This is a genomic window from Nocardia kruczakiae NBRC 101016 (genome assembly GCF_001612965.1).
In the GTDB taxonomy this organism is placed as follows: domain Bacteria; phylum Actinomycetota; class Actinomycetes; order Mycobacteriales; family Mycobacteriaceae; genus Nocardia; species Nocardia kruczakiae.
In genome coordinates this window covers 14,807-40,826 of sequence record NZ_BDBL01000058.1, presented here as the reverse complement: position 1 = coordinate 40,826, position 26,020 = coordinate 14,807, and the positions used below count along the sequence as shown (strand labels likewise).

Below are 26,020 nucleotides of genomic sequence, written 5' to 3'. Positions count from 1 at the left end.
ATCCCGGCCCCGATGCCGGCTCCCGCTCCGGCACCCGCGCCGGTGCTGCCCCCGCCGCCCCCGCCGGCGCCGGTCTACCCGGACAACTTGGACGGGTGGATCCACAACGCTCTCGACATCATGGCCGCGCACGGTATCCCGGGCAGCTACGACGGCATCTACCGCAACATCATGCGGGAGTCCTCCGGTAACACCCAGGCCATCAACCTGTACGACTCCAATGCCGCCATGGGCATCCCGTCCAAGGGTCTGCTGCAGGTCATCGACCCGACCTTCGCGGCGTACCACGTCGACGGCACCTCCTGGGACATCTGGGACCCGGTCGCCAACATCGTGGCCGCCTGCAACTACGCAGCGCACCGCTACGGCTCCATGGACAACGTCGACTCCGCGTACTGAGCCGGAGATGTTCGTGCCGGGCGGGCATGACCCCGCTCACATCGATCCACGGCCGGGGGTTCCCGGCTCGAGCGCCGCGACGGCGCGGATCTAGGCTGGTCCGCATGACCGACGATCAGCTGGGGTTCTCCACACGAGCCGTGCACGCCGGATTCGATCCCGACCCGCAGACCGGTGCGGTGAACGTGCCGATCTACGCGAGTTCGACCTTCGCCCAGGACGGCGTGGGCGGGATGCGTGGCGGCTACGAGTACGCCCGCACCGGTAACCCGACCCGCGCTGCGCTGGAAGCGAATCTGGCCGCGCTGGAATCCGGGAGTTACGGGCGGGCATTCTCCTCGGGGATGGCGGCCACCGACTGTGTGCTGCGGGCGACGCTGCGCCCGGGTGATCACCTGGTGATTCCGAACGACGCCTACGGCGGGACGTTCCGGCTCATCGACAAGGTGTTCACGCAGTGGGGTATCGAATACTCGGTGGCACCGGTGTCGGATCCGGACGCGGTCGCAGAGGCCCTGCGTCCCAACACCAAACTGGTGTGGCTGGAGACGCCGACCAATCCGCTGCTCAACGTCGGCGATATCGCGGCGCTGGCCGATGTCGCGCACGGCGGTGGCGCGAAACTGGTGGTGGACAACACCTTCGCCTCGCCGTACCTGCAGCAGCCGCTGCTGCTCGGCGCCGATATCGTGCTGCATTCGACCACCAAATATCTGGGCGGGCACTCGGATGTGGTCGGCGGCGCGCTGATCACCGACGACGCCGAACTCGACGCGGCCTTCGCCTTCCTGCAGAACGGCGCCGGCGCGGTCCCCGGACCCACCGACGCCTTCCTCACTCTGCGCGGCATCAAAACCCTCGCGCTGCGGATGGATCGGCATTGCGACAACGCCGAGACCCTCGCCGCATTCCTCGCCGACCACTCGGCCATTTCCCAGGTGATCTATCCCGGTCTGCCGGAACACCCCGGAAATCCGGTGGCGCAGAAGCAGATGCGTCGTTTCGGCGGCATGATCTCGGTCCGGCTGCACGGCGGTAAGCAGGCCGCGCTCGACTTCTGCGCGCGGACGAAGATCTTCACGCTCGCCGAATCGCTCGGTGGAGTGGAATCGCTGATCGAACATCCCGGTGCGATGACCCATGCCTCGACCGAGGGCTCGGAACTGGAGGTGCCCGCGGACCTCGTGCGGCTGTCGGTCGGTATCGAGGACATCGGCGATCTGCTCGCCGACGTGGAGCGGGCGCTGGGCTGACCCGGCGGAACCGGCTCGAGCACACTGAAACACGAACGGCCGCACCGAATTCGGTGCGGCCGTTCGCGTCGGTGGAGCTATGTCAGGTGTTCGGCCGGGCTGCTGCCCACCCGGCCGGATCTGCCGAGGAACGCGCGCAGCGCAACCACGGCGGGCTCACCGATGCTGCTCGCGTCCATCGACGACACCTTCCCGCGTCAGCTGTGGTACGGCTCCGCGCTCACCAGGGTCACCTTCATCATGTTGCCGTTGGGCAGGCGGTATTCGCGCGTCTCGCCGACCTTCGCGTCGATCAGCGCGCCACCGAGCGGGGAACTCGGCGAGTAGGTCTCCAGGTCCGATTGGCCCAGGCCCTCTTCGCGGGTCGCGATCAGGAAGGTTTCGGTATCGGTCTCGTCGCCGTCGTAGTAGACCTTGACCACCGAGCCGGGCAGCGCCACACCGGATTTGGTCGGCGCGACGCCGACCTTGGCGTTGTTCAGCAGCTCTTGCAGCTGACGGATGCGGGCCTCCTGCTGACCCTGCTCCTCGCGCGCGGCGTGGTAGCCGCCGTTCTCCTTGAGGTCGCCTTCTTCGCGGCGTTCGTTGATCTCGGCCGCGATGACCGGACGGTTGGCAATGAGCGCGTCGAGTTCGCTCTTGAGCCTCTCATGCGACTCCGGTGTCAGCCAGGTCACTTGCGTCTCAGTCATCTCGATCACTCCCTAGTAGTTGTTCCCGGCGTGCCGGGGTCCGTGATACCCGTCGCACATGCGCGAGCAGGTGTCCGCGCACAGCAACAGTCGACGGCTAGAGCGATCCGGGGGGATGTTCCTCGAACCCCGACGGTGCCGCGGGCATTGTGTGCCCGGGACCCGGCAGCGCTGGCCGTCAATGCAGCAAACACGGCTCCGAGCGTTCGGAACCGTGTTCGCGCCATTCTAGCACGTATTGGATATGTGCAGGTAGAAGGCTTGAATGTGGGGGTGTCAGCCGGCCTTCAGATAGGCCGGAACCTGATCGCTGCACCCGTAGATATTGCCGTTGGCGGGCCGCGCGGTGGTCCGCACCGTGGTGGTGAGTTCGACGGTTCCGCTGTCCGAGCCCGGGATCAGCACCTCGCGGCGGCCGATCTCGCTCCCCTCGGAGTCCATGCCCCGTACCAGGCATACCACCGGTTGTTCCGGGTTCTTGCGGGTCAGCTTGAAGTGCACGGTCAGCGTGGAATCGTCGACGACGTCGTAGCCGAGTTGATCGGGCTCGATATCCTTGGGGCCGTACTGCCGATAACCCACATAGGCGACGATCAGCCCGAGTATCACCACCACGATGCCGAGTGCGATCGGAACCCAGCGGCGGTTGCGCGCGGGACCGGTTCCGTAACGATTCGACACCCGATCGCTGCCAGCTCCCGTCGCCCCGGTGGCGGCGTCGGCGGTGCGCCCGTCCGGATCGGTCCGGTCGGACTGCGGTGCCGCCTCGCTCATGATGTGGTTGCTCCCGTGGTCGATCAGGGGGTAGGTCGGAACAAAAGACCGTCGGATGGAACTATAGGGAATGCAGTTCGGACACCCGCGTGCCGCTCGGGCACGGCGGACGGCTATGAGGTGAAACGGTGAGCAACGAGGTGAACGAGAAGTGAGCGGCAGCTTCGATCGGCCGCTGCGCCTCATGGCGGTGCACGCCCACCCCGACGACGAGTCGAGCAAGGGCGCCGCCACCACCGCGAAATACGCCGCGGAGGGTACGGACGTGCTGGTCGTGAGCTTGACCGGCGGTGAGCGCGGCTCCATCCTCAACCCGGCGATGGACGTGCCGGGCATTCTCGACCGCATCGACGACGTCCGCCGCGAGGAGATGGCGGCCGCGGCGAAGGCGCTGGGTGTGCGGCACCGCTGGCTCGGATTCGTGGATTCCGGTCTGCCCGAAGGGGATCCGCTGCCGCCGGTGCCCGAGGGCAGCTTCGCGCTGGTGCCGCTCGAGGAGGCCACCGAGGCCCTGGTGCGGGTGGTGCGCGAATTCAGGCCGCACGTGATGACCACCTACGACGAGAACGGTGGCTATCCGCATCCGGATCACATCATGTGCCACAAGGTGTCGATGGCGGCCTTCGAGGCGGCCGGCGACCCCGAGCGCTTCCCCGACGCGGGCGAACCGTGGACGCCGCTGAAGCTCTACTACAACCACGGCTTCAGCCTGCAGCGCCTCGAGACCTTCGCCGACGAGTACGACCGGATCGATGAGCCGTTCCCGATGCGCGACTGGATGGAACGCATCCGCAAGGCCGCTCAGGAGCACGGCGATGTGATGTCGCGGGTCACCACCCAGATCGACTGCGGCAAATACTTCCCGCAGCGTGACGAGGCCCTGCGCGCCCATGCCACGCAGATCGACCCCAACGGCATGTTCTTCGCCATCCCGCTGGAGATGCAGCAGCGGTTGTGGCCGACGGAGGAATTCGAACTGGCCAGAACCCGGGTCCGCACCGCGATCCCGGAGACCGACCTGTTCGCCGGAATCCGGGACGCCGACGATCCGGCCTCGGTAGATCTGGCCGCGGAAGATCCGGCCGCCGACGATACGGTCGCCGACCGGGCTGTCGAGGGCACGGTTCGATGATGTCGACGTTCTTCGCGCAGACCGCGCTGCTGGCTCAGAACACCACCACGAACCCGACCGGTCCGGAATTCGGCAAGGCCTCGCCGCTGGGTCTGGTGATCATCCTCGTGCTGCTGGCCGGCACCGTGCTGTTGATCCGCTCGATGAACAAGCACATCAAGAGGCTGCCCGCCGATTTCTCCCGCGAACATCCGGAACCGGACCAGGCGGCCGACGAGGGCACCGAACCCGGTGTCGCCGGAGAAGGTGGCGATGCGGCCGACGGCGATTCGGGACCGTCCACCCCGCCGCCGGCCTCCGGTAAGGCTTCCTGAATCCGCTGATTCGCCGCGTCGTCGCCGATTCGCCGCCCAATCGCAATCCGGGTGCGGCGACGGTTTCGGGCAGCGCCCTCGATTGATGCTCTGATCTGCTTCGATGTTGTCCGGGTCATACGATCCGGCCATCTGTCGCGCATGTCTCGTTACCGCGCTTCGGCGGGAATCGGCCGGACCGCTCCTATGGGATCCCACACGATACGTGCGGGTAACCCTGCACGGCGTACACATTCGTGGAATAAAAGGTGCACACTACGCGGAGCCGCGATACCTCGAATTCTGCCCATGCACCGGGCCTACGCTGTGGAAAGGAGTCGGCGAGTGTTCAGCCGCATCGCCATCGTGAACCGGGGTGAGGCCGCAATGCGCCTCATCCACGCCGTCCGAGATTTGGCCGCGGCGACCGCGCGACAGATCGAAACCGTCGCTCTGTACACCGATGTCGACCGGAACGCGACGTTCGTGCGCGAGGCCGATATCGCCTACGACCTCGGACCGGCCTCCGCCCGCCCCTACCTGGATCTGAAGGCACTGGAAAAGGCGCTGGTGACGACCAAGGCCGACGCCGCCTGGGTCGGCTGGGGTTTCGTCGCCGAGGATCCCGCCTTCGCGGAACTGTGCGAGCAGATCGGCATCACCTTCATCGGTCCGAGCCCGGACGCCATGCGCAAACTCGGCGACAAGATCGGCGCGAAGCTGATCGCCGAGGAGGTCGGGGTGCCGGTGGCGCCCTGGAGCCGCGGCGCGGTCGAGACGCTGGACGCCGCGATCGCGGCCGCCGGTGACATCGGCTATCCGCTGATGCTGAAGGCGACCGCCGGTGGTGGTGGTCGCGGTATCCGCGTCATCACCAACGAAGCCGAACTCGTCGACGCCTACGAGCGCACCAGCCAGGAAGCGGCCCGCGCCTTCGGTAGCGGTGTCGTCTTCCTGGAGCGGCTGGTCACCGGTGCTCGCCACGTCGAGGTTCAGGTGATCGCCGACGGGCAGGGCACCGCGTGGGCGCTGGGCGTGCGCGACTGCTCGGTGCAGCGGCGCAATCAGAAGGTCATCGAGGAGTCCGCCTCGCCGGTGCTGCGGCCCGAGCAGGTCGCCGAGCTGAAGGCCTCGGCCGAGCGGCTCGCGGTGGCGGTCGGTTACCGCGGTGCGGCAACCGTCGAATTCCTCTACCACCCCGGCGACGAGCTGTTCGCCTTCCTGGAGGTCAACACCCGCCTGCAGGTCGAGCACCCGATCACCGAGTACACCACCGGGTTCGATCTGGTCCGGGCGCAGCTGCACGTGGCCTCCGGCGGACGGCTCGAGGGTGAGCCCCCGGCCGAACGCGGGCACGCCATCGAGGCCCGCCTCAACGCCGAGGATCCCGACCGCGACTTCGCTCCGGCGCCGGGCCGCATCGCCCTGCTGGATCTGCCGGCCGGACCGGGTATCCGCGTCGACACCGGTGTCAGCGAGGGCGACACCATCCCCGCCGACTTCGACTCGATGATCGCCAAGATCATCGCCTACGGCCGAGATCGCGAGGAGGCCCTGGGCCGGCTGCGCCGCGCGGTCGGCGAGACCCGCGTGATCATCGAGGGCGGCGCGACCAACAAGAGTTTCGTCCTGGACCTGCTCGACCAGCCCGAGGTCATCGACGCCAGTGCCGACACCGGCTGGATCGATCGCGTGCGCGGCGAGGGCCGGCTGGTGGCCCAGCGGCACACCGCGGTCGCTCTGGCCGCCGCGGCCATCGACGCCTACGAGGAAGAGGAGCGGGCCGAGCGGCATCGGCTGCTGTCCACCGCCGCCGGTGGCCGCCCGCAGGTGCAACACGAGAGCGGCCGTCCGCTGGATCTGAAGCTGCGTGGCGCGAGCTACCGCCTGCGGGTCGCCCGCGTCGGTGCGCACCGATTCCGGATCGGCATCGAGGCGGCCGGTGAGGTCGTCACCGCGGACGTCGATCTGGAGCGTTTTGACCGGCACACCGGTCAGATCGTGGTCAACGGCACCCGGTATCGGCTGGTCACGGGCACGCACGGCCCGACCCACGTGGTGGATGTCGACGGCGTGACGCATCGGGTGAGCCGTGACGAGGGCGGTGTGGTGCGCTCGCCGGCGCCCGCGCTGGTCGTCGCCAAGCCGCTCGAGGTCGGCGACGAGGTCGAGGCGGGTGCGCCCGTCCTGGTCCTCGAGTCCATGAAGATGGAGACCGTGCTGCGCTCGCCGTTCAAGGCGCGCCTCAAGGAATGCGGCGTCTCGGTCGGCTCGCAGGTCGAGGCCGGTGCGCCGCTGCTGCGGCTGGAACCGATCGCCGACGACGACCAGGCCGACGAATCCGCCGCGGCCGAATCGGTCGAGCTGGACCTGCCCGCCGCGCCCACCGAGGTGCTGGCGCAGGAGCGCACGGTTCGCGGCCAGGAGGATCTGCGCGGGCTGCTGCTCGGTTTCGACGTCGACCCGCACGACGGCGGACGTGTCCTGGCGGACTACATGGCCGCGCGCCGCGCCGCGATCGCGGACAACCGCCGCCCGCTCGCCGAGGAACTGGACCTGATCGAGGTCTTCACCGATCTCGCCGAGCTGAGCCAGTTCTGGGGTGAGGACGCCGGCCACGGCCACGTCCACAGCGCCCGCGAGTACTTCCACACCTATCTGCAGAGCCTCGACGTCGAGCGGGCCGGACTGCCGGAGTCCTACCGGGCCAAGCTGTCGAAGGCGCTGGCGCACTACGGCGTCACCGACCTGGAACGCACCCCGGAACTCGAGGCCGCGGTCTTCCGGATCTTCCTCGCCCAGCAGCGTCCGTCGGACACGGTCACCGTCGTCACCACCCTGCTGCGCGAATGGCTGGGCGAGCCGGTGCCGGATCGGGTGCTGCGGGAACCGGTGGGCCTGGCGTTGGAGCGGCTGGTGGCCGCCACCCAGGTGCGCTTCCCGGTGATCGCCGACATCACCCGTGGCGTGGTCTACGCCTGGTACGGCCAGCCGCTGCTGCGCCGCAACCGCGCTCGCGTGTACACCACGGTTCGCAAGCATCTGAGCCATCTGGACGCGCATCCGGATGCCGCCGACCGGACCGATCGCATCGCCGAAATGGTGCGCAGCACCGAACCGCTGGTGCGATTGCTGGCCCAGCGGCTGGTGCGGGGCAATCCGGACAACACCGTCATGCTCGAGGTGCTGACCCGGCGGTACTACGGCAACAAGGGCCTCACCGACGTTCGCACCCAGAACGTGGACGGCTGCACCTTCGTGGTCGCCGAACGCCGCGGTGTGAATCTGGTCTCCGCGGCCGTCAGTTTCGACGCGCTCGACACGGTACTGAGCGGGCTCACCGAACTGGCCGGTGGCGCCGCGTCCATCGAGGCCGATATCTACCTCGGCTGGGAGAACCAGCCGGAGGACTTCGACGCGATGGCCGCCGCCCTGCAGGAAGTGCTCGGCGCCCGGTCGCTGCCCAACCAGGTGAATCGGATCACGGCCACCGTCGCGGGCAGCAACGGCGCGGTGATGCACCACCACTTCACCTTCCGCCCGTCGGCGACCGGTCTGGCCGAGGAGCGGTTGATCCGCGGCCTGCACCCCTACATCGCCGAGCGGATGCAGATGCGCCGGCTGCGCAAATTCGATCTCACCCGGCTGCCGTCCTCCGACGAGGAGGTCTACCTGTTCCGTGGTGTGGCGAAGGAGAACCCCGCCGACGAGCGGCTGGTCGCCTTCGCGCAGGTCCGCGACCTGACCGCGCTGCGCGATCACGAGGGCCGGCTGCTGTCGCTGCCGACCGCCGAGAGCACGGTCGCGACCTGCGTCGACTCGATCCGCCGGGCACAGTCGCGGCGGCCCTCGGCCAAGCGCTTCCACACCAACCGGATCGTGCTCTACATCTGGCCGCCGCTGGATGTGTCCCGGGCCGAACTGGACACCATCGTCGGTCGCGTGGAACCGGCCACCGCGGGCGCCGGGCTGGAGGAGATCCTGCTCATCGCCCGTCAGCCCGACGCGCAGACCGGTGAGCTGGTCAAGATCGTCGTGCGCATCCGGTTCGATGCCACCGGCGGCACCGAGGTGACCGTCGGCGAGCGCACCGACGATCCGGTCGAACCGCTCGACGAGTACCGCCAGAAGGTCCTGCGGGCAGCCAGTCGCGGCACCGTCTATCCGTACGAATTGACCGGTCTGCTCGGCACTTTCGCCGAATACGACCTCGACGCCGAACACGCCCTCGTCCCGGTCGACCGGCCCAAGGGCCGCAACACCGCGGCGATGGTCGCCGGTGTGGTGACCACGCCGACCGACCGGCATCCGGACGGCATCACCCGTGTGGTGCTGCTCGGCGATCCGACCAAGTCGCTGGGCGCGCTGTCGGAGCCGGAATGCCGCCGGGTGATCGCCGCGCTGGATCTGGCCGAGCAGATGCAGGTGCCGCTGGAGTGGTACGCGCTGTCCTCCGGCGCCCGGATTTCGATGAAGTCCGGTACGGAGAACATGGACTGGGTGGCGGCGGCGCTCAAGCGCATCGTCGAATTCACCCAGGACGGCGGCGAGATCAACATCGTGGTCTCCGGTATCAACGTCGGCGCGCAGCCGTACTGGAACGCCGAGGCGACGATGCTCATGCACACCAAGGGCATCCTGGTGATGACCCCGGATTCGGCGATGGTGCTGACCGGTAAGCAGGCGCTGGACTTCTCCGGTGGTGTGTCGGCCGAGGACAACTTCGGCATCGGCGGCTACGACCGCGTGATGGGGCCGAACGGTCAGGCGCAGTACTGGGCGCCGAATCTGGCCGGCGCTCGCGATGTGCTGATGTCGCACTACGACCACACCTACATCGCCCCCGGGGAGCAGGGCCCGCGCCGCGCGCAGACCACCGACCCGATCGACCGCGATGTGTGCACCTTCCCGCACACCGTGCCCGACAGCGATTTCACGACCGTCGGGGAGATCTTCTCCGCGACCGCGAATCCGGATCGCAAGAAGCCCTTCGATATTCGCACCGTGATGCGGGCGCTGGCGGATCAGGACCACGCCGTGCTGGAGCGCTGGGCGGGTATGGCCGACGCGGAGACCGCCGTCGTCCAGGACGCGCATCTGGGTGGTATTCCGGTCTGCCTGCTGGGCATCGAATCGCGGGGAGTGCCGCGGCGCGGCTTCCCGTCCACCGACGGACCCGACACCTACACCGCGGGCACGCTGTTCCCGCGGTCGTCGAAGAAGGCGGCTCGCGCGATCAACGCGGCCAGCGGTAACCGCCCGCTGGTGGTGCTGGCGAATCTGTCCGGTTTCGACGGCTCGCCGGAGTCGATGCGCAAACTGCAGCTCGAATACGGTGCCGAAATCGGCCGCGCGATCGTGAACTTCCGCGGGCCCATCGTGTTCTGCGTGATCTCGCGCTACCACGGCGGTGCGTTCGTGGTGTTCTCGAAGGCGCTGAACCCGAATATGACCGTGCTCGCGCTCGAGGGTTCGTTCGCCTCGGTGCTCGGTGGCGCCCCGGCCGCGGCCGTGGTGTTCGCCGGGGACGTCAACACCCGCACCGCCTCGGATTCGCGGGTGCGCGAACTGGAGTCGCGGGTCGCGAACGCGTCGGGTACCGAGCGTGCGGAGCTGTCCGCCGAACTCGACGAGGTCCGCTCGCAGGTGCGCGCCGAGAAGCTGGGTGAGGTCGCCGCCGAGTTCGACCGGGTGCACAACATCCACCGCGCCGTCGAGGTCGGCTCGGTGGACGCGGTGATCAGCGCCCGGGAGCTGCGGCCGCGGATCATCGAGGCGATCGAGGCGCGTCTCGGCTGATGTCATGCCCGTGACCGGCCGCTCACGGCCGGTCACGGGTTCGGCCGCATCGCGATGATCATGATGGGGTAGTCCCTTGTCGTGACGGTAATCACGCGAGTTCTCGTAATGGTGTGTGCGGTCGTCGCCGGGGGCGCTTTCGCGGCGGGTTCGGCCGCGGCGGCCCCGGCGGCGCATGTGGTGGACGAACATCCGCTGGGGCCGGCGGCGGTCGAGATGAATGTGTATTCGCCATCGATGGACCGGGTGATCACGAATCGGGTGATCCGCGCGGCCGGCGGCGGACCGGCGCCCACGCTCTATCTGCTCACCGGCATCGGTGGCGGTGTCGACAACATCTCCTGGTGGGACGACACCGATGTGCGGGCGTTCTTCGCCGACAAGCATGTCAATGTGGTGATGCCGGTCGGCGGACCCAACAGTATGTACACCGACTGGATCTCCGACGATCCCGTGATGGGACGCAATCGCTGGCAGAGCTACCTCACCCAGGAACTGCCCGACGTCGTCGACGCCCAGCTGGGAACCACCGGCCGCAATGCGATCGCCGGGGTGTCGATGAGCGCGGCGTCGGCGGTGGACCTCGCGATCCAGGCGCCGGAGCGCTTCGGCGCGGTGGCCTCCTACAGCGGGTGTCCGTGGTCGAACGATCCGGCCGGGATCGCGATGGTGAGTGCACAGGTGGTGCGGGGCGGCGGTAATCCGGGCAATATGTGGGGCCTGCCGGGCACCGAGGCATGGCCCGCGCACGACGCGCTCGCGCGGGCCGGTGCGCTGGCCGGGAAGGCCATATATCTGTCGGCGGCGTCCGGCATTCCGGGCGGTGTCGACCGGGGGTTGCCGTTCCCACCGGTGGAGGCAGTCGCGAGTGCGTGCACCGGTGCCTTCGCCGGTCGGCTCGGACAACTCGGCATTCCGGCGGTGTACGTGGACCGGCCCGAAGGTTCCCACACGTGGGGGCTGTTCGAGGCCGATCTGCACGATTCCTGGCCTGTGCTGGCCGGGGGTATCGGCGCCTGAAAGAACGCAGCTGCCCGCGTTCGAGTTCGATTCGGCTACGGACGACGAAAGATCAACGGCGCGAGTTGCTTTCAGACCGCGGCCGGCCGGAACCGCCGGTGGCAGATCTCGCAATCACAGTCGAAATAGCCGAGCCCGGCATTGCCGTGGGCGCCACGTCGTTCGGCTTCTTCCAGATCCGCGAACCAGGGCCGCCGCCGCATCGGTACCGGTCGAATCTGCGCGCTGTCGTCCATTGCCACCGAGTACCCATTTCGGACAGTGTGTACGGTCACGGTTTCGGCGCGATGGGTGTGGTGATACTGGAGGGGATGGCGAGCAGAGATCCCGAACCGATCCGGGAAGCGCGGACGCCGACGGCGCGCGCCGGTTGGTCGGCCGCCGACCGCGCGGCCTACCGCCGGTTCGTGCGCACCCAGCACCCCGACGTCGGCGGCGACCCGGTCGCGTTCCAGGAGGGATTGGCTCGCTACAAGGCCGCCCGCCGGGCCGGTGGCCCTGCGTCCGGTTTCGACCCGACGGACCGATTCGACGGGCCGGTGCGATTCGTCGCCACACCGCGCGGTTGGCGCCGGGCGGTGCGAGTGCTGCGCCCACGCCGGCGTACCCGGCGACTGCACTGATCGATATGCCGGAAGTCCCTCCGACTAATGGCCCACAGTGGAGATAGCTGGGTATACGCTGATACAAGGCCATCTGTGACGTGGCTTACTCCAAACATCGGGGTCTCATCGCTCGACCCATCCCGCGGCAGTGCGGCCGTGCAGGCGTGTCGAGCAAACGAGGAGAAGGCCATGAAAGGTGGCACAAGCATTGCGGTAGGGGTGGGCATAGGTTATTTGCTGGGCCGAACACGCAAGATGCGGTTCGCGCTGGGGGTGGCGGGGGCGATGATGGCGAAACGGTCGTCCGATATTCCTGGTGAGTTGCTCGAGCGGGGGACGGCGCTGCTCAAATCGTCGGCGGACCTGACCCAACTCACCGACACCGTCCGCGACGAATTGCTGGGCGCGGCTCGATCCGCCGCGGTGACCGCCGCGAGCAACCAGCTCGAGTCGCTGAACAGCAGGCTGCAGCAGGGTTCCTCCCTGCTGTCGGGCGACTCCCTGTTGTCGGACAAGGACCGCGACCGAGCATCGGAATCGGAAGCGGAGGCGGACGACGAGGACGAGGCCGCCCGGGACGCGGGCGCGGCGTCCTCCGACGACGATCTCGAGGACGTCGATTCCGGCGAGGAGGAGGAAGAAGAAGACCGGAAGCCGGCCGCCCCGCGGGCACGCAAGCCCGCAACCAAGCGCGCGCGGAAGACGACCTCCGGGACTACGGCTCGCAAATCCGCGGGACGCAAACCTGTTTCGGTCAGCCGACGCCGTAGCCGCTCCGATTCCGACGAACCACCTGTGCGTCGCACGAGGAGGTGAGTGCGATGGCGAAAACGGCTCAGGCGGCCGGCCCGCTCCAGCAGTCGGTGCAGAACCTCGCGGGGACGCTGGCCGAACGCGCGGTGGAAGGGCTTTCGAACCGGGTCTCGAAAACGGCCGGCCGGTTGAACGACTATGCGGGTGGCGAAGGAAATCTGATCGGGGCGGTGACCGGTGTGGACAAGCTGGCCGGCGGCGCATCGCCGCTGAAGGCCGTCATGAGCGGAGGTATGAGCAAACTCAAGCACTCGGCCGGGCAGACGTTCGAATCGGTCAAGAATTCGCTGACCGGGGGCGGCGGCAAAGGTGGCGGCGGAAAGAAGCTGAAGCTGACCAATATCGTCGAGGAGATCGACGTCGGTGTGCCGATCGATCTGGCCTACGACCAGTGGACGCAATTCGCCGACTTCCCGAAATTCACCAAGAAGCTCGAGCAGGTAGAGCAGGTCTCCGACGAGAAGCTCAGCTGGACCGGCAAGGTGTTCTGGTCGAGGCGAACGTGGGAATCCACGATCATCGAACAGATTCCGTTCGAGCGGATCGTGTGGCGTTCCAAGGGCGCCAAGGGTTATATCGACGGTGCCGTCGGCTTCTACGAAATCACTCCGAACCTCACGCGGATTCTGGTGGTGCTCGAGTACCACCCGCAGGGCGTGTTCGAGAAGACCGCCAATATGTGGCGTGCCGCGGGTCGCCGATGCCGGTTGGAGCTCAAGCACTTTCAGCGCCATGTCATGACCGATGCGGTCCTGCACGGTGACGACATCGTCGGCTGGCACGGCGAAATCCGCGACGGCGAGGTCGTGGAAGACGACGAGACGGCGCGCCAGCGCGAAGAGGAAGAGAACGCCGCGGAGGAAGACCGCGCCGAGGAAGACCACGGCGAGGAAGAAGCCGACGAGGAAGAAGCCGACGAGGACAGCGCCGACGAGGAAGCGTTCGACGACGAAGAACCGGATGAGGCAGAAGAAGACGAGGAAGACGAGGACGACGAGCAGGACGAGGATCAGCGCGATTCCGACGAGGAGGAAGAACCCGAGCCACCTCGCCGCCGAACGGCCGCCCGCAAGAGCTCGGTCACTCGCCGCCCACGTGTGAGCGGAGGAGCAAGAAGATGACGATCGAACCCGCGGGAGGCGGGGGCGGAGGCGGAGCCGGCACCATGGCCCGGCCGAACTCGTCCAGCCTGGCCGATGTAATCGACACCATCCTCGACAAAGGCCTGGTGATCGACGCGTTCGCCCGGGTGTCGCTGGTGGGCATCGAATTGGTGACGATCGACGCGCGCGTCGTGGTCGCCAGTGTCGACACATATCTGCGGTTCGCCGACGCGGTGAACCGGCTCGAGATCTCGACCAGTGAGCCGAAGGGGATCACCGACATCGTCGGCGACGTCACCGAGGGCGCGGCGGAGCACAAGACGAAGGGCGCACTCGACGCGGCGGGCAAGAAGGTCGCGGACTTCCTCGGCGATGTGCAGGACAAGCGGCAGACGGTGCACCGCCCCTCCAAGCGGGAGGAGCGGTGATGGCTGCCGAGGCAACAGCCGTATACGTCTACGGCATCGTGCCCGCCGACGTGGAGCCGCAGCCCCACGCCACCGGAGTCGGCGATCCGCCGGGCGAAGTCACGGTCGTGCGGCACGGCGACATCGCCGCGCTGGTCAGTCCGCTCGCCTCCGATCGGCCCCTGGGCACACCCCAGGACCTCACCGCCCACGAGAAACTTCTCGACGGGTCCGCGGCAGTGGCCCCCGTGCTGCCGTTGCGGTTCGGCGCGGTCATGACCGACACCGATGCGGTGGAAAATGAACTGCTCGAGGCGAACGAAGACGAATTCCACGCGGCACTGGTGGAACTCGAGGGACGGGTGCAGTTCGTCGTCAGAGGGCGTTACGTCGAGGATGCGATCCTGCGCGAACTGCTCGACGAGAATGCCGACGCCGCCCGCCTGCGAGACGAGATCCGCGGGAAATCGGAGGATGCGACCCGCAACGAGCGAATCATGCTGGGCGAGATGATCAATCAGGCCATCGAGACGAAGCGAGCCGAGGACACCCGCACAGTGGCTTCCGAACTCGAGAAACTCGGGGCGATGGTCAACCAGCGAGACCCCACCCACGAAGAGGATGCCGTTCACCTCGCGGCGCTGGTCGAAACGGCCCGGCAGGACGAACTGGAGGAGTTGCTGCGCCGGCTCATGTCGGAATGGGACGGCCGGGTCGAGTTGAGTCTGCTCGGACCGATGGCGGCCTACGACTTCGTGACGAAGCGAGCACCGGAGGGGTGAGGCATGGGTCTGATCTCATCGATACTCCTGCTCCCCGCCGCGCCGGTTCGTGGCGTGATCTGGCTGAGTGAATTGATCCAGGAGCAGGTCGAACAGCAGATGCACGATCCCGTGCGGTTGCGGCGCGAGCTCGAGGACATCGACCGTGCCGCGGCCGTCGGCGAGATATCCGCGGAGGAGGCCGCGCAAGCGCAACAAGAGATCCTGAATCGGATGACCGGTCCGAGGTAGGTCCGACCGGAAGAAGTGACTCCCGTGGCCCGCGACACCATTCACGACGATGCTCAGGCATCGGACGAACAACCGCCCCTGACCGCGGCGCAGGCCGCGGGAGTGGCGGTCGAATGCCTCGCGGAACTGACGTCGAACCCCCTCCAGGGCGTGACGAGCGTGGAGCCGACCGACGACGGCTGGCTGGTGGAGATCGAGGTGCTCGAGGATCGCCGCATCCCCTCCTCGGCCGACATCATGGCGCTCTATCAGGTCGAGATCGATTTCGACGAGAACCTGCTGGCCTATCGCAGAACCAAGCGCTACATCCGGGGTAGCACCGACATCGGCACGAGGGGACAGCAATGACGGTGGTCGGAGGAGACTCGTACGCGCCCCAGCCCTACGGGGGCGGGGGTGGGGGCGGGCACTCCACCAATCTCGCCGACATCCTGGAGCGAGTCCTCGACAAGGGCTTGGTGATCGCGGGCGATATCCAGGTCAATCTTCTCGACATCGAACTGCTCACCATCAAGTTGCGGTTGGTGGTCGCGTCTCTGGAGACGGCCAAGGCGGTGGGCATCGACTGGTGGGAGACCGATCCCTGGCTCAGCAGCAAGGCTCGCACGCTGGAGAAGCAGGACAGCGACCTGGAAATCGAGAACCGGGAACTGCGCGAGCGGATCGCCCAACTGGAGGCGGCGAACGAACGCCGGCAACCCATCGAGCGTGGGCGCGAGTCGAGGAAAGAGCGATCGTGACAGGTCGTTGCCTGGTCTGGCTGTACGCGGTTACGCCCCACAGCGACGAGGAGGCGGAGACCGCCGCGCCGACCGGAGTCGCCGGGGAGCCGGTGCGGACGATCGTCTCCGGCAATCTCACCGCCTTCGTCGGCTCCGTGCCGCTGGACGTGTTCGGCGAGGAGCCGCTGCGCCGGAACTTCGAGGATCTGGACTGGCTGGAGGCGACGGCACGGGCCCACGACGCGGTGGTCTCGGCGGTCGTAGGTCGGGGCCAGGCCGTTCCGTTGCGGCTGGCGACTGTCTTCCGCGACGACGACCGGGTGCGGGAGTCGCTCGACGAACGGCGAGCGGATTTCGTCGCTGCGCTGGAACTGGTGAGCGGACGCACCGAGTGGGGAGTGCGCGCGTACGGTGACCGCGCCACCCTCACCGCCGCTGTCGCCGAGGCGAAGGCCGAAGCCGGCACGATGACGCCGGGCGCGGCGTATCTGGCCCGGCGGCGCGCGCAATTGTCCGCGCAGGAGACCGTCGAACGCGATGCGGCCGAGCGGGCCGCACAGGTGCACGAGCGGCTGCTGCGCCGGGCCGCGGCCGGACGATGTCAGCCGCTGACCGATCCGGCGGTGAGCGGCCGACGCGACTGGATGGTGCTCAACGGCACCTACCTCGTCGACGACGACCGGACCGAGGACTTCACCGCGACCGTGACGGCGCTCGGCGCCGAGTTCCCCGGCATCAGATTAGAGCTCACCGGTCCGTGGCCCCCGTATTCGTTCGCGGGCGTGCAGCGCGAGCCGTCATGACGAGAGTCGACATGACGCGCGCCGGCACGTCACCGCCCGATCGCACCGTCGACACCGAGCGACGTGTCGCGCTGGTCGACCTCCTGGACCGGGTGTTGGCCGGCGGTGTGATCATCACCGGCGACATCAAACTCGCCATCGCCGATGTGGATCTGGTGCAGATCTCGCTGCGCGCCCTCATCTCCTCGATCAGCACGCTGTTCCCGCCGGCCCTGCCCGAGTCACCCGACAAGCACGGCGATGACTGAATTCAGCGGTATCCCACCGCGTATCGACACCGATCCGGAATCGGTGGAGCGCGGCCTGGTCACCCTCGTCCTCACCCTGGTGGAGCTGCTGCGCCAACTGATGGAGCGCCAAGCACTGCGCCGTGTCGACGCCGGCGACCTCACCGACACCCAGGTCGAACGCATCGGAACCACCCTGATGCTGCTCGAACAACGCATGGAGGAATTGCGCGAACACTTCGGCCTCACCCCGGAAGACCTCAACATCGACCTGGGGCCCCTCGGACCGCTGCTACCCCCGCCCGAGTAGTGGTGCGGACCGGAGGGTCATTCAGAAGCGAAGTTCGGGAATCGTATTCAGGTCGATTCCGTGGCGGGCGTAGATCTTGATCGTGTTCTCGCCGGTGAGGTCGGCCTCCGCGTAGCCGAGCAGTTCGGCGATACGGATCACGTCCTCCGTCGTCGCTGCTTCGATCTCCAGATACGGAGGAATCAGGGGCCACGTATCTATTTCGAGCTGGGCGCCTTCGAGAGTGAAGCTCGCGCGCTTGGTCTCTTGGTACGACTTGGGCACGAAGCCCATCAGCTTCAGCAGTTCGTTGGTGGCGGTGAAGTCACTGACTGTCACCTCTACCTCATGAGTGCCGTCGATGGAATCGTCGGTGATCTGCTTAATGGCGAGCGTGATGCCGTTTCCGTTGTCGCGCAGTCTGATCCACTTGGATTCATCGCCGGGGGTGATGTCGTAAACGTAGCGCCGCATGAACCGTTCGCCGAGCTTGCTTCCCCCTTTGTCGAGGATGCGACGTTCGGCGGTCCGAGGATCTATCCCGAGAATCTTGGCCTCGTGCTCGATAGGCACTGTGCGTCTCCAAACATGTTGTGTGGCAGTGATGTTATCTCGCACTCCCGCCGGTGAGTCCGGTCATACTGATGTCACGCAAGGTGCGGATCTCGCGGCGTAGTGGGCTGCTCAGTGCCCGCAGCCATGGACTACACCCCACGGCGCGGGATACGACTCGATCACAACAGCAGGTGGCGAGTCGGATGGAACCGGAGGACTCTGTGGCGCGTCTACGTAGGTGTGCGGGTCGGAAATGATTCCGCCGCTGCAGGAATGATCAATGGGGGGGCTTCAATGAAGAGCAGAAAAGTCACTTCGTTGTAGGTCTGGTCGCGGCGGCTCTGGCTGCGCCGGGACTCTCGCCGACCTCCGCCAGTGCGGCGCCGGGAGACGCCGCCTGCCATGTGGAGGCGAATAATCCACACCACTCGAAGGGTTCGCCCGGCTGGATCGTGGGCAAAGGGCGAATCTCCTGTACCGCCGCCATCGACTCCCTGGAGGTATTCGTGCAGCTCGAGAAGAAGGTAAACGGTGGCTGGGTGGTTGTCGGAGAGACGCGTGGCAATACTCGGGGACGGTTTCCAACCCCTGTGGCTGAGCGAGGAGTACGGCAGTGAGTGTGCACGGCAGCTGGATGAACTCGTCATCGGGTTGTGCGATCTCGCGGTGAAGTAGGATGCCGAGGGCCGGTGGGTCGGGATTCATCTCGAGGCCTGGGCACCGAACGGTGATGGATGGCAATCGCAATCCGGTGGACATGTGCTCGGCGCCTCATGCAGCGTGTACGTACGCGCATAGCAGCTCGCGCTCCTCGGCTGCCGCCTGTGAGTCCGGAAAGTGTTTCGCCAGAAGCGCATCCAGTTGGTTGAGCCGCTTCCGGACCCATGAAAAATGATGCTCGATCGGCTGTTCCAGAACCGGCGCAACTGCGGCCAAGCTGGCGTCGAGGTCGCCCAGTCGGGCGCTGGACATGGCGAGATAAATCGTTGTCAGCATCTCGTCACCGGGTGAACGCTGATTTTTCCACGCGCGCAGGGCTTCTTCCGATGCTTTGACCGAACGCTTCAAGGTCTTGGCATCGTCGGCCCACATGAGCGAAAACCCGTGATAGTAAATCTGTTTCGCAGGCGTGAAAGTGAAGAGACCTGGTATCTCATCGCTGTTGGCCCCGTGATCGCGCGCCCGGTCGGCTTGTACGAGCAATTCTGCGGCCCGCTCTGAATCGCCGAGGTTGGCTAACGATGCTGCCAGGCTGCACAGCAGCCGTGGCTCACTGGTGCCGGTCGACGCGCTGACATAGCGCAAGCCGTACTCCGCGGCGTCGCGGGCCAATTCGAAATCACGCGTAAAGCGGTGCGCGAGCGCCTGGGTTCCCCGTGACCACGCGCGGAGTTGGTCGTGGTTGGCTCGGTCACCGAGCTGGAAGGCCGCTTCGGCGTGGAGCTTGGCATGGGAGTGCTGTCCGAGGTCGAGGGTCAGATATGCCAGCACACCGCACACGCGCCCAAGCGCTACGTAGAGGTCGCGAATCGTGTTCGGGCTGTACGCCCCCACTCGCAGCCGTCGCGTCAACTCGGCCCGCAACGCAAGGGCGCGATCGAGGGTGCGGTCGTAGGACTCCAAGCGTGCCTGTGTAGCGATATCCACGATGCGCTGGCCGATGTCATCGAGGGAGGCTCCGTCCGGCGCGACCAGCAGCGCTTCTGACCCGCGCCGAGCATCCTCGAGCATCCTCATCGTGTCGGCCGCTCGGGCCCGTTCGATCTGGTCGGCGTTCCAAGCCGTGACCACTTCGCCGTGTGCATCGAGCGCCAAGTCAGCTTGCTCGGCCCATGCACGATTGCCGGGCCAGCGCCGGCCTGCCTCGATGGAAGCGATCCACGAATGATCGCAGAACAGCGCCGCAGCCAGCTCGCGTTGGATCTGTCTCCGCATAAGGCGGTAGCGGCGCACCGCTCGCCCGACTCGGTTCGCGTTCATATCTGGCAATCGTGCACTGGTCATCTCATCCCCGCTGGTGACAGATCACGGATGCGCGCTTTGTCACCACGGTATCGCTACCGCGAGCCGGTTGCGACTGGTGATCTGAGCCGGACGGTTTCAAGGACCAGGGGAGTAGGGGATTCAGCAATGTACGGGGTGATGAATCACGATCGCGTGCCGGTGATGACGATCGGCTACGCGCACATCATCATGCAGGTGCATATCGACTGTGCACTATGTGTTTGTCCGGTCAAGCAGCAGGCGAAGCAGCGTCTGATCGAAGCGAAGCGTCTTGTCCCGGATAGCGCGCGGCAGTGACCGCCGAGGGGTGGGGATTCGTTGCAGCCATTGGTATTCCGCTCGCTGTGATTGTGCTCGCGGTGGTCTGGCCCGAGCGGGTCGCCAAAGACATTGCGCGGGACAACTCGGTGCAGGGAATTCTGAATCGCGTTGAGCGAGAGAAGGAACAGGGTGCGCGGCAGGCGAATTATCTGGGTCAAGCCTACGGCGGACTTGGATCGGCTGTTACGCGATCGCGAGCGTCTAGACATGGCGCGGTTCCACCGAGTGAACGCCCTGTGGCGTGAGCCCTGTGGCGTCGCATTCCCGGACGGATTGTCGTTGGCTCGGGTTCATTCGATCCTGCCCGAGTACCACGCCTTATGGTGTGCGGTAAGTGAGCAGGCCAGGGTGCTCGGCCTGAAGATGATCGGTGACGTGTTGCACTCCGAGAACGGAGACGGCTCGATCACCCGGAAGAGCGACCCAGACCTTGGCTTCCCGCATCACTGACGCCAGATGCCGGAGAGCGGAAACCCGTCGTTTCCTGGGAGCCTATGCTTCCGGCCGCTGGTGTCGTTTGTCCGCAATTCGATTGCACGGCAGTGCTCAGACGTGTGATGATCGGGATCACTCGTACGGTGCGACGAAGGGGAGGCAGCTTGTGGAACGTGCCACGGTCTACCGCTGGAACGTTCGTAACGGCACCGGAGTGCTGACTCGACCGGACGGCTCACTCGCGTGGTTCCACTTGTCAACTGTGGACCAGGAAGATGTTCTCGCACTGCGGGAGGGCGATCAGGTCGATGTCGAGATCGAGAATATTCCTCAGGGGGACTACGAATGTCGAGCTGTATCCGTGCGACGGCATATAGAATAAGCTTCGCATTGGCGGCGCTATTCGCTTGCGCCGCAGCGGTTCTCGTATCAGCGCCGCAGGTTGTGGCAAATCCCGGAGCTGTGCCGGGCGTCTATCACTATCACCCGAATGACACTCGCTATCGCTATGGCGGACAGCACGGGAGTTTCACGGGTGATGCAATTTACGCCGCCCAGGACCCTGCGGGTGGTAATCGTTTGATTTGGTCGCTGCGCCTGTCACCTTCTGTGCAGGAAATCGTGCAAGGGCCGATGTCGTGCGGTGCCTCCGTGCTCGGCAAAGCCGGCTACCACGATTTTCACCCGTCGATCCCAGCGGATTATCGGTGGCATTCGAGCTGATGGAGTGATCATTCCGTCGCGCACGACCGTGCGTTGCTCCTGGCGAGCTCATCACCCGGCTCCCGGGGCGGAAGGGTCGTAGGGTGAACGTATGAACCGGTTAGGTAGCGCCACTTCTCCCTACCTTCGCCAGCACGCGGACAACCCCGTCGACTGGTGGGAGTGGGGGGAGGGGGCGCTGGCGGAGGCGCGAGCGCGGGATATCCCAATTCTGCTGTCCGTCGGTTACGCCTCGTGTCACTGGTGTCATGTGATGGCGCATGAATCGTTCTCCGATCCGGGCACCGCCGAGCTGATGAACGCGCATTTCGTCTGTGTGAAGGTCGATCGTGAGGAACGGCCCGATATCGACGCGGTGTACATGTCCGCGACCGTCGCGATGACCGGGCAGGGCGGCTGGCCTATGACGTGTTTCCTCACGCCGGCCGGGGAGCCGTTCTACTGCGGCACCTACTACCCGAAGTCGCCGCGCGGCGGTATGCCGTCGTTCACTCAGTTGCTGACCGCGGTCGCCGACACCTGGACCAATCGCCGCGACGAGGTCGACCAGGCCGCCGGTCAGGTGGCGCAGGCGCTGCGGGACCAGGGTGCCGGACTGCCCGCGAGTGAGCTGACCGTCACTCCCGAGCTGCTCGCGCACGCGGTCGCCGCGGTGCTGCGCGATGTCGACGAGCGCTATGCCGGATTCGGTGGGGCGCCGAAGTTCCCGCCGTCGGCGCTGCTGGAGGGTCTGTTGCGCCATTACGAGCGCACCGGGGAAGATGCTGCGCGACAGGCGGTTTCGGCGACCTGCGCGGCCATGGCCCGCGGCGGTATCTACGATCAGCTGCGCGGCGGCTTCGCCCGCTACTCGGTCGACGCCGCTTGGGTGGTGCCGCATTTCGAGAAGATGCTCTACGACAATGCCCAGTTGCTGCGTGCGTACGCGCATCTGGCGCGGCTGGAGGCGAGCGGCGCTCCGGACTCGGGTGACCCATTGCCGCAACGGATCACCGAGGAAACCGCGGCCTTCCTGCTTACCGATCTGCTGACCGCCGAGGGCGGGTTCGCCTCGGCCTTCGACGCCGACACCCACGTGGAGCCGGGTGCGCCCGGTATCGAAGGCGCCACCTACGTGTGGACGCCGCAGCAGCTCACGGACGCACTGGGGCCTGAGGACGGTCCTTGGGCCGCAGCGAAATTCGGTGTGACGGCCGAGGGCACGTTCGAACACGGCACCTCCGTGCTCACCCGATACACCGACCCCGGCATCGGTCCGGGGGACGACCCCGCCGACGCCCGCCGCTTCGACGACATCCGGCAGCGGCTGCGCGCGGTACGGGACCGGCGGCCGCAACCCGAGCGCGACGACAAGGTGGTCACCGCCTGGAACGGTATCGCGATCACCGCCCTCGCCGAGGCCGGTGCCGCCCACGACCGGCCGGAATGGATCGACGCCGCGGTCCGATGCGCGCGGTACCTGCTGGACCGGCATCTCGTCGACGGCCGTCTGGTGCGCGCCTCACTGGGCGGCGCGGCCGGTAGCGCGCCCGGTGTGCTCGAGGACTACGCGTGGCTGGCGACCGGACTGCTGGCCCTGCACCAGGCCACCGGCGAACTGTCCTGGCTCGAACGCGCGCAGCAGCTGATCGATACCGCCGCAACCCTTTTCGAGGATCCGGCGCAACCCGGTAATTGGTTCGACACGGCCGCCGATGCCGAGCAACTCGTCGCCCGGCCGCGCGATCCGCTCGACGGGGCGACCCCGGCCGGGGCGTCCACCTTCGCCGAAACCCTGCTCACCGCCTCTGCCCTGAGCGCCCCGGACCGCGCGGCCCGCTACCGCGCGCTGGCCGATGCCACCCTGAATGCCGGTGCCATAGTCCTGGCGCGCGCGCCACGCTCCGGCGGGCAGTGGCTCAGCGTCGCCGAGGCGGCGCTGGCCGGGCCGATCCAGATCGCGATCTCGCAATCGTCCGACACCGCTGCGACGGCCGAATTGCTGCGCACCGCACGCCGTTTCGCCCCCGGCGGCGCGGTGGTCGTTGCAGGGCAATCCGATTCGGTCCCATTGCTGGCGGACCGTCCCGCTCGGGGCGGCGCACCTGCGGCCTATGTCTGCCGCGGGAGCGTGTGCGATCTACCGGTATCCGAACCGCGAGAGGTGCGCTCCGCGCTCGTCGGCCCCTGACACCGCGATGGTCGCTGCCGAGAGCCGCCCTCACTCCTCGACCGGAGCGTTCGCGCCCAATCCGACCGGCTTCCTATCGGTCCAGCACGCCGTCGGCTCCCGCCGGCCCCGCAGCTGGATCTTGTCGTAGAGCACCCAGCGCGACCGTTCGGATTCGGTCGCGGCGTCGATCACGGCCTGGCTGGCCAGGATCCGGCGGGGGACCTCCTTGGCCTCGGTGGTGAGCCGGGAAGCCTCGTTGACCGCATCGCCGATCACGGTGAATTCCAGCCGGGTGTCGGTACCCACGTCTCCGGCGAAGACGCTGCCGCGCGCCACGCCGATGCCGATATCGAATTCGCCGCCGAGGGCCACCTCGTCGCGGATGCGCCGCGCGGCGCGCAGGGCGGGAGTGGCGTTGTCGCCCAGGGCGATCGGCGCGCCGAAGATGCACAGTGCGGCGTCGCCCTCGAATTTGTTGACCAGCCCGCCGTTGTCCTCGGTCGCCGAGACGACCACGGCCAGCAGCCGGTTCAGCTGGTCGACGAATTCCCGCGGCGCGAGTTCGGTGGACATCTCCACCGACCCGGTCACATCGACGAACAGCGCGGTTACCACCCGCACGTCGCCGGTCAGGTCGACGCCGCCGGCCAGCGCGCGTTCGGCCACCTCGTTGCCCACGTGGCGGCCGAAGACGTCGCGCATGCGTTCGCGTTCGGACAGATTCTCGGCCAGCTCGTTCACCGACAGTTCCAGGCGCCCGATCTCACTGGCGCTGGTGATCGGCACGCGCGCGGAGAGTTCGCCGCGCGCGATCCGGTCCAGCGCGCGCCGCAGCGTCCCCAGCGGCGCCGCCACCGATCGGGCCAGGGTGGCGGTGGTCAGCGCCCCGACCAGCAGGCCGACGAGCGACATGTACAGCGCGGTCCGTACCCGGTCGGTGGCGTCGGCCACCGGATCGCCGAGGACCGTGATCAACATCAGCAGCGGCATCGCCCCGGCCACCGCCCAGGAGATGACCAGCCGGTTGAGCACGGTGGCACTCCAGTGCGAGGTACCGCCGAGCACCCGCGCGATCACCGGAATCGTCGGCCGGATGAGCCGGTCCACCACCAGGAACGTGAAGCCCGCCGATTCCAGCCCGCCCAGGAAGAACATCGCGCCGATCGCCCACAGGGCCCGAGTGGGCACCACCTGGGCGAACAGCGCCGTGGCGATCGCGACGCCCGGTATCCAGATGGCCAGCGCCCGGACGGTGATCGCGATGGGCAGTTTCAGCAGCCGCTCGGCTTCGGGCCGGGTGGGCCGGCGGGTCTGGTCGATCCAGCTGAAGTAGTACACCCGGTCGCGCACCGCCAGCACGATGCCGGCCAGTGCGCCGATCACCGGATAGATCGCGGTCTGGGCGAGCGCGCCGAGCCAGTCCTCGCCGAGGTTGCCGAGAAATCCGCTCAGCCACAATTCGACGACGATGACGGCGAGGCCGCCGAGGTTGCAGACCATCACCACCGTCGAAAGGCCCCAGCGCGCACGCAGGGCCCAGAGCACGAGTCGACTGGTCATAGCCCCTGGCAGTGGTGTGGTTCGGTGTTACCGGTTTCGGACGTACAGCACGAACGAGCATAGAACCCGCGCATGTGGCCGTGGCAGGTTACCGGTGATCTTGCCCTACGAGAATACGACCAACCAGATCGCGACGTAATGGCACAGGGCCGCGAGAACCGTTGCCGCATGGAAGAATTCGTGGTGCCCGAAGACTTCCGGCCACGGATTCGGCCATTTGACGGCGTACAGGATCGCCCCGACGCTGTAGGCGATGCCGCCGATCAACAGCAGCACCATCGGCGTGACGCCCACGTTGTGGGTCAGTGTCGCCGCGACCGGCACGATGGCCCAGCCCAGCAGCAGGTACAGCGGCACCCCGACCCAGCGCGGCGCGGTCGGCCACAGCACTTTCAGCGCCATCCCGGCCACGGCGCCGGCCCAGACCACGCTCAGCAGGGTGATCCCGGTGCGGCCGGGCAGTCCCAGCAGGGCGAACGGGGTGTAGCTGCCGGCGATGAACAGGAAGATCATCGAATGGTCGGCGCGCTTCATGCGGGTCCGGGTGCGTGTGGACTGCCAGGTCACCCGGTGGTAGATCGCGCTGATGCCGAAGATGCCGCAGACGGTCACGCCGTAGACCAGCGTCGACCAGCCCGCGGTGGCGGACACCGTCGCCGCGGCCGCGACCAGCACGGCCACGGCCACCGCCGCGACGCCGACCGCGTAGGTATGGATCCAGCCGCGCATCCGCGGTTTGACGGCCAGGGTGCGCAGCCCCTCCTCGGCCAGATGCTCGAGCGCGGACACCTCCCCGGAGACCGGATTTGCCGAGCTCACCGATTCGGTCACTGGTTCCCTCCTGAGTAACCTACGGTTGCGTAGGTTAGTTCTCCCGTCACTGTACCGGCAGTAGGGTCCGCGTGCCGGACACCGCCGCGATAGGG

General features: G+C 67.1%; 26 protein-coding genes. 19 read left to right on the top strand and 7 right to left on the bottom strand.

Annotated features, from left to right (window positions below):
• The coding region (locus NK1_RS30105) for a transglycosylase SLT domain-containing protein (RefSeq protein WP_157104508.1) at positions 1 to 399 on the top strand (399 nt) is incomplete at its 5' end.
• Positions 400 to 503: 104 nt separating this feature from the next.
• Positions 504 to 1,652, top strand: coding sequence for a cystathionine gamma-synthase (locus NK1_RS30100; protein WP_063014190.1), 1,149 nt, complete (start codon positions 504 to 506; stop codon positions 1,650 to 1,652).
• A gap of 197 nt (positions 1,653 to 1,849) precedes the next feature.
• On the opposite strand, the gene greA is transcribed toward NK1_RS30100, so the two are convergent.
• Positions 1,850 to 2,344 (bottom strand): transcription elongation factor GreA, encoded by a 495-nt coding sequence (greA, locus tag NK1_RS30095; RefSeq protein ID WP_039780623.1) that lies wholly within the window; start codon positions 2,342 to 2,344, stop codon positions 1,850 to 1,852.
• Positions 2,345 to 2,620: 276 nt separating this feature from the next.
• On the bottom strand, positions 2,621 to 3,118 hold the full coding sequence (locus NK1_RS30090) for a DUF4307 domain-containing protein (RefSeq protein WP_063014188.1): 498 nt from the start codon (positions 3,116 to 3,118) through the stop codon (positions 2,621 to 2,623).
• A 184-nt stretch (positions 3,119 to 3,302) separates the two neighbouring features.
• Here NK1_RS30090 and mca point away from each other — a divergent pair, with 184 nt between their 5' ends.
• The 4 genes from mca (at position 3,303) to NK1_RS30070 (ending at position 11,362) form a co-directional block, all read left to right on the top strand.
• On the top strand, positions 3,303 to 4,250 hold the full coding sequence (gene mca / locus NK1_RS30085; protein WP_063014201.1) for a mycothiol conjugate amidase Mca: 948 nt from the start codon (positions 3,303 to 3,305) through the stop codon (positions 4,248 to 4,250).
• The gene (locus NK1_RS30080; protein WP_157104507.1) at positions 4,247 to 4,564 is read left to right on the top strand and encodes a hypothetical protein; all 318 of its coding nucleotides are present in this window, start codon (positions 4,247 to 4,249) and stop codon (positions 4,562 to 4,564) included. Before mca ends, NK1_RS30080 begins: the two co-directional genes overlap by 4 nt.
• 324 nt (positions 4,565 to 4,888) lie before the next feature.
• Positions 4,889 to 10,342 carry an ATP-binding protein gene (locus NK1_RS30075; protein ID WP_063014184.1) on the top strand — a complete coding sequence of 1,818 codons (5,454 nt, stop codon included), beginning with the start codon at positions 4,889 to 4,891 and terminating at the stop codon, positions 10,340 to 10,342.
• A 108-nt stretch (positions 10,343 to 10,450) separates the two neighbouring features.
• Positions 10,451 to 11,362 carry an alpha/beta hydrolase gene (locus tag NK1_RS30070; RefSeq protein ID WP_063014183.1) on the top strand — a complete coding sequence of 304 codons (912 nt, stop codon included), beginning with the start codon at positions 10,451 to 10,453 and terminating at the stop codon, positions 11,360 to 11,362.
• Positions 11,363 to 11,433: 71 nt separating this feature from the next.
• On the opposite strand, the gene NK1_RS34815 is transcribed toward NK1_RS30070, so the two are convergent.
• Entirely contained in the window at positions 11,434 to 11,598 is a 165-nt protein-coding gene (locus NK1_RS34815) for a hypothetical protein (protein ID WP_157104506.1), read from the bottom strand.
• Positions 11,599 to 11,673: 75 nt separating this feature from the next.
• On the opposite strand from NK1_RS34815, the gene NK1_RS30065 reads away from it, so the two are divergent.
• From NK1_RS30065 to NK1_RS30015, 11 genes are all read left to right on the top strand, one after another.
• Positions 11,674 to 11,985, top strand: coding sequence for a hypothetical protein (locus NK1_RS30065; RefSeq protein ID WP_218023194.1), 312 nt, complete (start codon positions 11,674 to 11,676; stop codon positions 11,983 to 11,985).
• 171 nt (positions 11,986 to 12,156) lie between these two features.
• Entirely contained in the window at positions 12,157 to 12,783 is a 627-nt protein-coding gene (locus NK1_RS30060) for a hypothetical protein (RefSeq protein WP_063906147.1), read from the top strand.
• 5 nt (positions 12,784 to 12,788) lie between these two features.
• A complete protein-coding gene (locus NK1_RS30055) occupies positions 12,789 to 13,901 on the top strand; it encodes an SRPBCC family protein (protein ID WP_063014199.1) in 1,113 nt (370 codons plus the stop codon).
• The gene (gvpJ, locus tag NK1_RS30050; protein WP_063014169.1) at positions 13,898 to 14,311 is read left to right on the top strand and encodes a gas vesicle protein GvpJ; all 414 of its coding nucleotides are present in this window, start codon (positions 13,898 to 13,900) and stop codon (positions 14,309 to 14,311) included. The genes NK1_RS30055 and gvpJ overlap by 4 nt, the downstream gene beginning before the upstream one ends.
• Positions 14,311 to 15,072, top strand: coding sequence for a GvpL/GvpF family gas vesicle protein (locus tag NK1_RS30045; RefSeq protein ID WP_063014168.1), 762 nt, complete (start codon positions 14,311 to 14,313; stop codon positions 15,070 to 15,072). Before gvpJ ends, NK1_RS30045 begins: the two co-directional genes overlap by 1 nt.
• A 3-nt stretch (positions 15,073 to 15,075) precedes the next feature.
• Entirely contained in the window at positions 15,076 to 15,303 is a 228-nt protein-coding gene (locus tag NK1_RS30040) for a gas vesicle protein GvpG (protein ID WP_063014166.1), read from the top strand.
• A 24-nt stretch (positions 15,304 to 15,327) separates the two neighbouring features.
• Positions 15,328 to 15,651, top strand: coding sequence for a gas vesicle protein GvpO (locus NK1_RS30035; RefSeq protein ID WP_174552766.1), 324 nt, complete (start codon positions 15,328 to 15,330; stop codon positions 15,649 to 15,651).
• Positions 15,648 to 16,043, top strand: coding sequence for a gas vesicle protein (locus NK1_RS30030; RefSeq protein ID WP_063014164.1), 396 nt, complete (start codon positions 15,648 to 15,650; stop codon positions 16,041 to 16,043). Before NK1_RS30035 ends, NK1_RS30030 begins: the two co-directional genes overlap by 4 nt.
• On the top strand, positions 16,040 to 16,828 hold the full coding sequence (locus NK1_RS30025) for a GvpL/GvpF family gas vesicle protein (RefSeq protein ID WP_063014162.1): 789 nt from the start codon (positions 16,040 to 16,042) through the stop codon (positions 16,826 to 16,828). Before NK1_RS30030 ends, NK1_RS30025 begins: the two co-directional genes overlap by 4 nt.
• The gene (locus tag NK1_RS30020) at positions 16,825 to 17,076 is read left to right on the top strand and encodes a gas vesicle protein (RefSeq protein WP_439955966.1); all 252 of its coding nucleotides are present in this window, start codon (positions 16,825 to 16,827) and stop codon (positions 17,074 to 17,076) included. The genes NK1_RS30025 and NK1_RS30020 overlap by 4 nt, the downstream gene beginning before the upstream one ends.
• Positions 17,069 to 17,365: a gas vesicle protein K gene (locus tag NK1_RS30015; RefSeq protein ID WP_063014158.1), complete on the top strand. Its 297-nt coding sequence runs from the start codon at positions 17,069 to 17,071 to the stop codon at positions 17,363 to 17,365. Before NK1_RS30020 ends, NK1_RS30015 begins: the two co-directional genes overlap by 8 nt.
• 21 nt (positions 17,366 to 17,386) lie before the next feature.
• On the opposite strand, the gene NK1_RS30010 is transcribed toward NK1_RS30015, so the two are convergent.
• Positions 17,387 to 17,917, bottom strand: coding sequence for a class IV adenylate cyclase (locus NK1_RS30010; protein WP_063014156.1), 531 nt, complete (start codon positions 17,915 to 17,917; stop codon positions 17,387 to 17,389).
• Between the two features lie 753 nt (positions 17,918 to 18,670).
• Complete coding sequence (locus NK1_RS30005) at positions 18,671 to 19,879, bottom strand: helix-turn-helix domain-containing protein (protein ID WP_157104505.1); 1,209 nt, start codon at positions 19,877 to 19,879, stop codon at positions 18,671 to 18,673.
• A 150-nt stretch (positions 19,880 to 20,029) separates the two neighbouring features.
• Between NK1_RS30005 and NK1_RS35210 the strand changes: the two genes are divergently transcribed.
• Positions 20,030 to 20,200, top strand: coding sequence for a hypothetical protein (locus NK1_RS35210; RefSeq protein WP_167354323.1), 171 nt, complete (start codon positions 20,030 to 20,032; stop codon positions 20,198 to 20,200).
• Between the two features lie 1,273 nt (positions 20,201 to 21,473).
• Positions 21,474 to 23,552: a thioredoxin domain-containing protein gene (locus NK1_RS29995; RefSeq protein WP_063014151.1), complete on the top strand. Its 2,079-nt coding sequence runs from the start codon at positions 21,474 to 21,476 to the stop codon at positions 23,550 to 23,552.
• Positions 23,553 to 23,582: 30 nt separating this feature from the next.
• On the opposite strand, the gene NK1_RS29990 is transcribed toward NK1_RS29995, so the two are convergent.
• Both NK1_RS29990 and trhA read right to left on the bottom strand, forming a co-directional pair.
• Positions 23,583 to 25,094 carry an adenylate/guanylate cyclase domain-containing protein gene (locus NK1_RS29990; RefSeq protein WP_063014149.1) on the bottom strand — a complete coding sequence of 504 codons (1,512 nt, stop codon included), beginning with the start codon at positions 25,092 to 25,094 and terminating at the stop codon, positions 23,583 to 23,585.
• 105 nt (positions 25,095 to 25,199) lie between these two features.
• Positions 25,200 to 25,823, bottom strand: coding sequence for a PAQR family membrane homeostasis protein TrhA (trhA, locus tag NK1_RS29985; protein ID WP_063014196.1), 624 nt, complete (start codon positions 25,821 to 25,823; stop codon positions 25,200 to 25,202).
• Positions 25,824 to 26,020: the final 197 nt, after the last annotated feature.